The sequence below is a fragment of the Nitritalea sp. genome (assembly GCF_054166705.1).
In genome coordinates this window covers 839,521-850,265 of sequence record NZ_JBSZCV010000008.1, presented here as the reverse complement: position 1 = coordinate 850,265, position 10,745 = coordinate 839,521, and the positions used below count along the sequence as shown (strand labels likewise).

Annotated in this window: 10 protein-coding genes; 5 read left to right on the top strand and 5 right to left on the bottom strand. The window is 51.2% G+C overall.

All coding sequences use genetic code 11. The features are described from left to right. Positions 1–938: 938 nt before the first annotated feature. The 5 genes from pyrF to xerD form a co-directional block, all read right to left on the bottom strand. A complete protein-coding gene (gene pyrF / locus ACXIT9_RS07655) occupies positions 939–1,763 on the bottom strand; it encodes an orotidine-5'-phosphate decarboxylase (RefSeq protein ID WP_458055638.1) in 825 nt (274 codons plus the stop codon). Between the two features lie 4 nt (positions 1,764–1,767). Then, on the bottom strand, positions 1,768–2,421 hold the full coding sequence (locus tag ACXIT9_RS07650) for a LolA family protein (protein WP_458055637.1): 654 nt from the start codon (positions 2,419–2,421) through the stop codon (positions 1,768–1,770). Between the two features lie 25 nt (positions 2,422–2,446). Then, positions 2,447–4,981: a DNA translocase FtsK gene (locus ACXIT9_RS07645; RefSeq protein WP_458055636.1), complete on the bottom strand. Its 2,535-nt coding sequence runs from the start codon at positions 4,979–4,981 to the stop codon at positions 2,447–2,449. 17 nt (positions 4,982–4,998) lie between these two features. Continuing rightward, complete coding sequence (locus ACXIT9_RS07640; protein ID WP_458055635.1) at positions 4,999–6,045, bottom strand: quinone-dependent dihydroorotate dehydrogenase; 1,047 nt, start codon at positions 6,043–6,045, stop codon at positions 4,999–5,001. Positions 6,046–6,228: 183 nt separating this feature from the next. Continuing rightward, the gene (gene xerD / locus ACXIT9_RS07635; protein WP_458055634.1) at positions 6,229–7,125 is read right to left on the bottom strand and encodes a site-specific tyrosine recombinase XerD; all 897 of its coding nucleotides are present in this window, start codon (positions 7,123–7,125) and stop codon (positions 6,229–6,231) included. A gap of 175 nt (positions 7,126–7,300) precedes the next feature. On the opposite strand from xerD, the gene aroQ reads away from it, so the two are divergent. From aroQ to ACXIT9_RS07610, 5 genes are read left to right on the top strand one after another with little or no spacing between them, the layout of a single operon-like run. Beyond that, on the top strand, positions 7,301–7,738 hold the full coding sequence (gene aroQ, locus ACXIT9_RS07630) for a type II 3-dehydroquinate dehydratase (RefSeq protein ID WP_458055633.1): 438 nt from the start codon (positions 7,301–7,303) through the stop codon (positions 7,736–7,738). Continuing rightward, on the top strand, positions 7,735–8,796 hold the full coding sequence (locus ACXIT9_RS07625) for an aminotransferase class V-fold PLP-dependent enzyme (protein ID WP_458055632.1): 1,062 nt from the start codon (positions 7,735–7,737) through the stop codon (positions 8,794–8,796). The genes aroQ and ACXIT9_RS07625 overlap by 4 nt, the downstream gene beginning before the upstream one ends. Positions 8,797–8,816: 20 nt before the next feature. Continuing rightward, on the top strand, positions 8,817–9,398 hold the full coding sequence (locus ACXIT9_RS07620) for a MarC family protein (protein ID WP_458055631.1): 582 nt from the start codon (positions 8,817–8,819) through the stop codon (positions 9,396–9,398). 2 nt (positions 9,399–9,400) lie between these two features. After that, on the top strand, positions 9,401–9,856 hold the full coding sequence (gene rnhA, locus ACXIT9_RS07615) for a ribonuclease HI (RefSeq protein WP_458055630.1): 456 nt from the start codon (positions 9,401–9,403) through the stop codon (positions 9,854–9,856). Between the two features lie 5 nt (positions 9,857–9,861). Continuing rightward, positions 9,862–10,659, top strand: a complete 798-nt coding sequence (locus tag ACXIT9_RS07610; RefSeq protein ID WP_458055629.1) for a tRNA1(Val) (adenine(37)-N6)-methyltransferase — start codon at positions 9,862–9,864, stop codon at positions 10,657–10,659. The last annotated feature ends 86 nt before the right edge of the window (positions 10,660–10,745 follow it).

Sequence of the window (10,745 nt, the reverse complement as noted above, 5' to 3'; positions counted from 1 at the left end):
TGCATGTATTAGGCCTGCCGCTAGCGTTCATCCTGAGCCAGGATCAAACTCTCCATTGTAAAGTGTTTGTCGTAGTGTCGCCACTACTCTATTTTCCTGTGTCTCAATAGCATTCAAATTGACGGTGGAGAAAAACATTATCTCACCTAAATTGTCTTGGATGTTTTTGTTTCGTTTTACAACACTTCAAAGAACGTATCAGAAGACCTTTCGTCTCCTATTTCGTCAATCCCCCAGCATTCACGCTAAGGCATCTATCACTCTCATTCTGTTTGTTATCCCTCGTTTGGGTTTGCAAAGGTAGAGAAAGTTTTTCATTAGGCAAGTGAAAAATGAAAAAATAATTTTCAGTTTCGGCTGCTGATAAAAAGAGGCTTGAAAGGTTATTCTACCGTGTATCGCTACACTCCTAAATCTACCCGCAAGCGCTTCTATCCGCCTTTTTCTCGCCTGTCAATGCGCCGTTTCTTTCAACCGCTTCCCCCGTTTGGGATTGCAAAGGTGACACTTTTTTCCCGTTTTGCAAGGGCTCAGCCCAAAGAAATTCCCAGCCGCGATCCAAGTAACTGAAAACAAAGGAGAAAAGTTTCCGGAAATAGTTTTCATATTCCGCTGCATCGAAATAGCACTCGGCTACCTAGTTTCGCTCCGACCTTGCCGAGAGCTCGAAACCTACCTGGAACCGCAGTAGCTGAAACAAGCTGCACTGCTTGATAAATTTATCAGCTACGCGGATTTTCCCATTCCTTCTCTGAGCTCCCTTGGTGAAAATCAAGTAATTCGTAACACGAAATTAACTAAAGTAAATTATTGATTTAACCCTATCAACAGCAGCTATTTTAATCTAAATAGATTTAAAAAGGAGAAAGTTTGCCTGAGCATACCGAATCTTGCCCCCTAAAGCGCTATCCGATGAATTCAAGAAAAATAAAAAAGACTTACTGAAGTACCCCGTAAACAGCGAATAAACGTGCCATCTCTTCCTGAAGTCGTTTGGCTTCTGCCGCTGCGTGCTCGGCAAAATCTAGTCCGCTCCCTGCAAATAAAATCCCGCGTGAGCTGTTAACCAAAATCCCGCCATCGGCTGTCGCACCATACCGGATGACATCCGCTAAACTTCCCCCTTGGGCACCAACACCCGGTACCAAGAAAAAATGCTCCGGAGCAGCCGCTCGCACCTTTGCGATATATTCCCCGCGAGTGGCTCCAACCACCAGCATCAGCTCTTCAGCACTGCCTAATCGCGCTAACTGCCGAACTACAGACTCGAAAAGATAGGAGCCGTCGGCTAAGGTGAGCATTTGGAAATCAGCACTCCCTTCATTCGAGGTAAGGCCTAGGACGATCGCCCACTTGCCAGGCCGCCCCAAGAAAGGCTGTATGGAGTCCGCCCCCATGTAGGGTGCCAGCGTCACACTGTCCACATCGAGAACATCGAAGAAAGCTTTCGCATAGGCCTCAGCCGTATTCCCGATGTCGCCACGCTTGGCATCTGCGATCGTCAGGCAGTTTTTCGGAATATAAGCTAAAGTCTCTGCTAAGGTTTCCCAACCCTTTGGCCCGAGGGCCTCATAAAAAGCCACATTCGGCTTATAGGCTACCGCATAGGCCTCTGTGGCATCTATAATGCGTTTATTAAAAGTTAAAATCGGATCTTTTTCTGTCCTCAGGTGGCTCGGGATTTTCTCCAAGGAGGCATCTAAGCCCACACAGAGACAAGACTGTTTCTGACGCATCTGCGCCACGATATCCGACTTTTTCATGTACTTAACGTAAATCTATAATTTCCACCTTGCCCCTAGAAGAGGCATCAAAAACAAAATAACTATCCTCAAACTGCTTCGGGCTCTCTACCTGCTTAAACCGATAGGAAAAAACGCCCCCCTGATCATCTTGAATATCCCAGGCGAGCAAGTCCTTAGAAGCCTTGTCGATGTAGAGCGTAACAGAACGGAAGCTCGCCGAACGCTTCTCGGCGGTAAGCTCCACCACCTGCGCCACTTTATCGCCCACCTTTTCTTCGCCCCTCAAAGTGTAAAAATATCCTTTCTTATACAAGCTATAGATGCTGGACGGCGTCAACTCATCCTCGGCAGCAGCTGCATCATTAATGGTAACTTCCTTATAATTACCATCTTCAATATAGGTCCACGACGTGGTGCCATCGTTAAAAATTTCTTGACCGGGCAGCTTTAACCGGTATTTACTCCCCTTTACAGCGATTTCTCCCTGCTGCTTGCTGGCCGTCTGGTCCGCAGGATGCTTGTAGCTAAACTCGAAATTCGCCTTAAATCCAGTCAGCTGCTGATACTTACTGCTGACCGCATCTAAAAGAGCGCCTGCTTCTTTATTTTTTTCCTGGGCCTGGGCGGCAAAGGGCATTAAAAATACCACCAATACCGCACATAGGAGCTGTTTCATGGGTTTTTCTTCTCGTTAAACTAACCTACAAAGAACTCAATAATCGTTCCAAACTTGCCTCATCCTGAATAAGAACTTCTCGCGCCTTACTGCCCTCAAAAGGACCTACAATGCCTGCTGCTTCCAACTGATCCACGATCCTTCCTGCCCGGTTATACCCTAACTTCAACTTGCGCTGAATTAAAGAGGTACTCCCCTGCTGATGCAGCACGATCAGCCGCGCTGCCTCATCGAATAAGGCGTCTCGCTCGGACAAGTCGATATCATTAGCACTTCCCTCTCCCTCTTCTCCTTCGAACTCAGGAAGCATGTAGGCATCCGGATAGCCTTTTTGTTCCCCTATCCAGTCACAGACGGCCTCCACCTCTGGCGTGTCTAAAAAGGCACACTGCAGACGCGTCACCTCCGACCCTTGATTCAGGAGCATGTCCCCCATACCGATCAGCTGCTCTGCGCCACCGGCATCCAAAATCGTACGGCTATCGATCTTCGAGGTCACGCGAAAGGAAAGACGCGCTGGGAAGTTCGCCTTAATAATTCCGGTGATCACATTCACGGAAGGGCGCTGCGTGGCCACGACGAGGTGAATGCCGATAGCACGTGCCAGCTGCGCTAAACGCGCTATGGGTCCTTCGATCTCCTTCCCGGCCGTCATCATCAAATCCGCCAGCTCATCGATGACCAGCACAATATAAGGCATATAGCGATGCCCTTTTTCAGGATTTAACTTGCGGCTAATAAATTTCGCATTGTATTCCTTCAGGTTGCGGCAGCCTGCATCCTTCAGCAAGTCATAGCGGTTATCCATCTCGATACATAGCGAGTTGAGCGTATAGATTACCTTTTTCGTATCTGTAATAATCGCCTCTTCCGTACCTGGTAGCTTGGCTAAAAAATGCCGCTCGATCTTATTAAACAGCGTTAGCTCTACCTTTTTCGGATCTACCAAAACAAACTTCAGTTGAGCTGGATGTTTCTTATACACCAGCGAGGCCAAAATCATATTCAATCCCACCGATTTCCCCTGCCCGGTGGCCCCTGCCATAAGGAGGTGCGGCATTTTCGCTAAATCGACCACGAAAACCTCATTCGAAATGGTTTTTCCGAGCGCCACGGGAAGATCCTTGTCCGAACGCATAAACTTTTCCGTCCCGAAAACCGATCGCGCCGGAACTAGCTCCCTGTTTTTATTAGGCACCTCTATCCCGATGGTACCCCTGCCTGGAATCGGCGCTATGATACGGATTCCTAAAGCCGCTAAACTTAAGGCGATATCGTCTTCTAGGTTCTTGATCTTCGAAATCTTCACCCCGGGATCAGGAATAATTTCATATAAAGTAACTGTAGGCCCGATCGTCGCCTTGATTTCTTGGATACCAATTTTAAAATTGACTAATGTCTCTACAATTTTATTTTTATTATCCTCGAGCTCCTGCTTGCTCACCGTGACCCGTTGGAAATCATATTCATTTAAGAGATCTAAGACCGGATACTGGTAGTGTGGCAAGTCTAGGGTGGGGTCATAGGGATCCAGGTTTTCCACCTCGTCGGCCGTTTTTTCTTCTTGCGGTTTATGCACCGAAAAACGTCCCTCTGGCGCTTTCCCTTCCTCAGCGCTCTGCTCTTCCTCCGGCACCTCCACATGAAAGCGGGGACCTTCCTCTCGCGGCTCTTTTGGGGTAGGGGCGGCCTTGGACTTGGTTTCTACCTTCCACTGTTTCCCATCATCTTTGACAGGCTCCTCCCCTGAGTCGAGCACATCTTCCTCCTCTTCTAAGCTCTCCAGGTCTTCTTCCTGGAAGAATGGATGTTTCGCGGCAGTCTCCTCCGTATCTTTTGGCGCTCGCGCCAATGTGTCCGCCTGGTCTTCTACGCTATCCTCGAAGCCTCCTTCAGCAGCTGCCGCTGCCTTAGTGGATACCCGCCCGATCAAGCCGTAGAAAAGGCCGATAAAAAGGCCCGCACTTCCGAGAAGCAAAAGAGGCGTCCCGAAGCCGATAAGCTGTAGCAGGTCTGTCGCTAGTGCAAAACCAAAGAAGCCACTATAAAAAGAAAGTCCTACCCAGCCGGTAAACTGGGCCGCCAGATAGCCTAGCGCCAAGCTGAGCCATAACCCAGTGAATACCATAAACAGAAAATAGCGCCCGATAGGATACAACTGGAACTTAAAAGCCAGACGAAGGCCTGTTAGAAGCAAAAAGGGAGGTAAGAGTAGTGCGCCGATGCCTATCCAGTGCTGCATAAAAAAGGCAGCTAAGTGCGCACCCCAGTATCCGTTAACATTTTCGCTTTGAGCGGCGAGCTCAGCAGTAGGGATATTACCACCCGCCTGCAGCAGGCTCTGATCTTGGGGGCCATGAACTAAGTGACTGATGAATGCGATCAACAGAAAAGTGCCTGCCAATAGACAGAGCATGCCCAGAATAAAGGCCCAGCGGACCCTGTCCCATTTGAGTCGGAAGGAGGGCATGGACCACCCGCTTTTCGGCTTGGTGGCTTCCTCCGTTTGCGTCGTGGGCTTCGTGCGGAGCCGATTCGTTCGCGGTTTTGATTGCGCCATAAATGTTTTTGCCTACGCTATGCTTGGGTATTCAATTTGCGGGCGAGGCCCTCTTTAATGCGTTTTATCATGTAGGGACCTTCATAAATCATGCCCGAATAGACCTGTACGAGGCTGGCCCCTGCCGCTAGCTTTTCATACGCATCCTCTGCAGTAAAAATACCACCCACTCCGATGATGGGGAAACTTCCTCCGGACTGGCTGTGTAGGTAACGGATAACCGCTGTGCTGCGCGCGCGAACGGTTTTTCCGCTGAGTCCTCCAGCTCCGATGGCCTCCACCTCCGCAGCAGGTGTCTGCAGTCCCTCACGGGAAATGGTCGTGTTCGTAGCGATAATCCCATCGATGCCCGTAGTTTTTACGATGTCGATGATGTCATCCAGCTGACCATTCGTCAGATCAGGGGCAATTTTAAGCAAAAGAGGTTTAGGACGCTCCTGCTTGCGGTTTTCTTCCATTAACTTACTTAAAAGGTCCTGCAGAGGAGCTTTTTCCTGGAGATCGCGTAAGTTAGGTGTATTCGGAGAGCTGACATTCACCACAAAATAGTCCACCACCTCATAAAGGGCACGGAAACAGTATAGGTAATCTGCATAAGCCTCCTCGTTCGGGGTGTCTTTATTTTTTCCGATATTTCCCCCGATCAGCACCTTGGTTTTGCGCTGGCGCAAACGGGCCACTGCCTCTTCCACGCCCCCATTATTAAAGCCCATGCGATTAATCAGCGCCTCGTCCTGAGGGAGGCGAAAAAGCCGAGGCTGCGGATTTCCGGCTTGCGGTCGCGGTGTCAGCGTCCCGATTTCGATAAAGCCAAAACCCAGAGCCGCCATCTCCTCGATCAAGACGGCATCCTTATCAAAACCAGCCGCTAGACCTACTGGATTCTCGAACGTTAGCCCGAATACTTCTCGGCGTAAACCCGGATGGGAATAGGCAAACTGCCCTCGGATGAGGTCCTTTAAGAGGGGAAGCGTGAAATAGCGCTTGATGAGTCGAAAGGTATAATGATGCGCCTCCTCCGGAGATTTCCGGAAAAGCCAAGGTTTTATTAGGGCCTTATACACGGTGCTGCTGGTCTACATTTAAGCCGCTAAAATACGGTTTTAATTTTACATTGTCGTGCTTTTCGGCTGCGAATAGTCCAGCCAGGAGGGGGTAGGAGCAGGCCTGTAGGCCAATAGGCAAGGCGGTGGAGCAGACAAGAAAAATCCCACAAACCCAGAATTAACCTATTGAATAATAAATCCTTAAGCCCTGGGATGAAAAGACTGCATGACCTGTCGCAGGTAATCGCGATCCAGGTGGGTATAAATTTCTGTGGTGGTGATGCTAGCATGTCCGAGGAGTTCCTGTACCACACGCAGATCAGCTCCCCCCTCGATCAAGTGGGTGGCAAAACTGTGTCGGAAGGTATGCGGACTTACCGTTTTTTCGATACCCGCTGCAGCAGCATACTCTTTTAATAGGAGAAAAACCATCACCCGGCTGAGGGCCTTGCCTCGCCTATTGAGAAATAAGTAGGCTTCGTGTCCGGGAGCTGGCTGCTGCTGCCGGCGCTGCTCCAGAAAGAGACTCAGCTGATGGGCGGCACTTTTGCCGTAAGGCACCAAGCGCTCCTTACTGCCCTTGCCCATCACGCGTAAAAAGCGGATGTCCGCATACACGTCATTAAAGGTCAGGCCGACCAGCTCCGACACCCGCAGGCCACTGCTGTAGAGCAGTTCGATCATGGCGCGATTCCGGTGGCCTTCCGCCTTCCCCAGGGGAATCGCGTCCAGTAAGCGATCGATTTCATGCACTGTAAGCACCTCGGGAAGCTTACGCCCCAGCTTCGGCGCCTGCAGCAGCTGGGCAGGGTCCTCCGAAATGTGCTCTTCGTACCGGAGGTATTTAAAAAAAGCCTTGATGCCAGATATGATCCGTGCCTGTGTGTAAGGAGAGACCCCAAGCGCCGCTACCTCCCGCACGAAATCCCGTAGTTGCTGTAGGCCCACATTCTCAGGCGAGACCTGCCCCAGCGGAAGGAGGTAATTACGCAGCTTCTCTACATCTTGCAGGTAAGCCACACGGGTATTCGCAGCCAGGCCCCGCTCGATGCGGAGATAGGCAGCAAAGTCCCGTATGTGGTGATCCCAGTGTTTCATCGTCTGATGGCCACCTGAAGGGGTAGCCCTACACAAAGATAGGGCTTTGGCGCGAGCCAAAAAATAGCGCAGCCCCTACCCCAGCTGTTTGCCTTTTGACTAAAATATCCATATCCCTTTTAGAAACCTGCAGGCTTTATGTACTTTTGTATGCGTAACCTTTAACCGCTTTCTGATGGCAAGTCTTTACCTGATCAATGGCCCGAATTTAAACCTGCTCGGGCGCCGTGAACCTGAAATTTATGGGAGCGAAACTTTCGAACAGTTTTTCGAAACCCTTCAGCGTCGCTTCCCCGAGGTAGAGCTGCACTATTTTCAAAGCAACCATGAGGGGGCGCTGCTCGACCACCTGCATGCCATCGGCTTCACCGCAGACGGCATCATCTTAAATGCAGGCGCATATACGCATACCTCTATCGCCTTGCACGATGCGTTAAAAGCCATCAGCAGCCCAACGGTGGAGGTGCACCTATCGGCCATTCACAAGCGGGAAGCCTTCCGCCATAAAAGCCTGATAGCCCCCGCCTGTGTGGGCATGATCAGCGGCCTCGGCCTGGAAGGGTACGCACTGGCCATCCACTATTTCCTTAACCGACTACAATCTCAATCATGATTCCATTTGCTCCGGGCCCCTCTAAGGTCCATGCCCAAGTCCCCGTTTACTTGCAGGATGCCTATACGGCAGGTATTTTGTCCGCCAACCACCGCTCTGCGACTTTTATGGAGCTCTATGCACGGGTGGAGCAGCTCTTTCAGACTAAATTAGGGCTGCCGGAAGGCTACCGCCTCATATTTACCTCCTCCGCAACTGAAAACTGGGAAATCTTAAGCCAGTCGCTCGTGAAGGAGGCATCGTTTCATGTGTATAGTGGCGCCTTCGGCAAAAAATGGGTGGACTTCGCACAGCATATCCATCCGAAAACACAAGCACTCAAGCTGGATGCAGCGCAAGAAATTCCAGTGAATAGCTTACAGGTACCGGCAGGAACGGAGCTGCTGGCGATCACTCAAAACGAAACAGCAAATGCCAGTGCCGTGTCCATGGAGACCCTGCGTGCCCTGCGGGAACGCTTTCCGGACCTGCTTATCGCTGTAGACACCACTTCTTCTATGGGGGGTGTCGCCCTGGATTTCCGCCTGGCGGACTGCTGGTATGCCTCTGTGCAGAAATGCTTTGGCCTACCCGCTGGTTTGGGGGTGCTGCTCGTGTCGCCAGAGGCGCAGGCCCGCTGTTCTGCCGTAGGTGAGCGTGGCCGCTATAACAGTCTGAGTTTTGCGCTAGAAAATGCGCGCCACTACCAAACACACTACACGCCGAACGTACTGGGGATCTATTTACTCTGCCGGGTATTAGAAGATATGCCTGAGATCGCTTCGATCGATGCGCAGACACGTGCACGCATGGACGCTTGGGAGGCCGCCGTAGTAGAGAACCCGCACCTGGATTTTCATGTGCCGAACGCTGCCACACGTTCCCGCACCGTCTTGGCCGTGTCGCTGAGCGAAGAGGCCCTGAAGCGTGCGAAAACCGCCGCCACAGCACGCGGCTATCAGCTAGGAGGAGGTTACGGAGTCTTAAAAACCAGCACCTTCCGACTGGCGAATTTCCCTGCCTTTACTGCGGAAGAGTCCGCCGGTATGGCAGCGTTTTTAGCCACCTTTACCGGATAAACACCGTCATCCTTTCCACTATGTTTGATTTCAAAGAAATCCTTTCGGTGACCTTAATTCTTTTTTCTGTCATCGACATTTTGGGGTCCATCCCCATTATCATTAATTTACGTCAGAAAGTCGGACATATCGAGTCCGAGAAGGCGACTTTGGCCGCAGGCCTGCTGATGATACTCTTTTTAATCGTTGGTAAGTCTATTTTAAGTCTCTTTGGCATCGGGGTGGAAGACTTCGCGATCGCCGGCGCCTTGATCATATTTGCGCTCGGAGCGGAAATGATTTTAGGGATAGAGCTCTTCAAGCCCGATCCAGACGCGAAGGCAGGAGCTTCCATCGTGCCGATCGCCTTTCCGCTGGTAGCAGGGGCAGGGACGCTGACGACCATTCTGACGCTAAAAGCGGAATATACGCAGCCGAATATCGCAGTAGGGATCGTCATCAACCTGCTCATCGTGTATGCTGTGCTGAAGAGCACAAACTGGCTGGAGCGGAAGTTGGGCAAAACCGGCTTAGATGTTCTCCGCCGCATTTTCGGTATCATCCTGTTATCCATCGCCATAAAGATCTTTAAAACTGCCCTGGCAGGGGTTGAAATTTTATAAGCATGATTTATATCTACACCGATGGCTCCGCCCGAGGGAATCCCGGCCCCGGAGGCTTCGGCACCATTTTACAGTACAAGGCCCATGAAAAGGAGATCTCCGGCGGTTTTCGACGAACCACGAATAACCGCATGGAGCTGCTCGCCGTCATCGTCGGTCTGGAGAGCCTAAAGTTGGAGAACATTCCTGTGCGTGTCATTTCAGATTCGAAGTATGTGGTGGATTCGGTCACGAAGGGTTGGCTGTGGAGCTGGCAGAAGAAGGGGTTTAAGGACAAAAAAAACATCGACCTCTGGAAGCGTTACATCCCACTCCATCTACGCTACAAGCCTACTTTTCAGTGGGTGAAGGGGCATGCAGGACACCCCCTAAATGAACGCTGCGATCAGTTGGCAGTGGAGGCGGCCCTGGGCCAAAACCTACCGGCGGATCAGGGCTACGAAGCCGAAAATCCTTAAGCGCTATGGCCCGCAGCAGTGCTCCTTATTTTCAATTCAAGCAGTTTCGTGTCTACCACGAGCGAAGTGGCCTAAAAGTAGGCACGGATGCCTGTCTGCTGGGGGCTTCCTTTCCGCTGGAGGTCCTAGCTTCTTCCTTTCGTGGGCAGCATCCGCATCCTGTGCGTATTTTAGATGTCGGGACTGGCACAGGAGTCATCGCGTTAATGTTGGCCCAGCGCCTTCCCCATGCCCACATTGTCGGCTTAGAGCCCGAGCCCGATGCCTGCGCCGAGGCCCGGCAAAACATGGCGGCGAGTCCTTTTGCCGCTAGGCTGAGCGTACGCATGGAGTCCCTGCAGGAGCACGCGGTGGAAAAGCCCTACGATGTGCTTATCAGTAATCCTCCCTATTTCGCGCAACATTTACTCGGCAGGAGTGCGAAGAAGAACCAGGCTCTACATACGCTCACCCTCAGCTTGGGCGACTTGGCCGGCGGCATTTCGACACTGCTCGCCCCCCATGGGGTGGCCTATGTGATCCTCCCTCCGGCGGAGATGCTGCTTTTCAGGGGAGACATGGAGCGGGAAGGTTTCGTGTTGCGGCAGTCTCTTCGCGTCTACGATCGTCCTGGGAAGCCGGTGCTGCGGGAGCTGGGGCTCTTTGCGCCAGGGCGCAAAGGGGCAGAAACAAGGTCTCGCTCCACTTCCTTTTCCACGGAGGCAACTGCCCTCCAGTCAGCTACCTTGTACTTAAAAGCAGAGGATGGGCAATACAGCACTGCCTACCGCAGTCTATTACAGGATTTTTTGACGATATTTTAATACTTATCTAAATATTTCGTTTATAAGCACTTTTTTAGTGATTCATTTTTTGGGATTACAGTTACTCCTGCTTTTATTTGAATTCA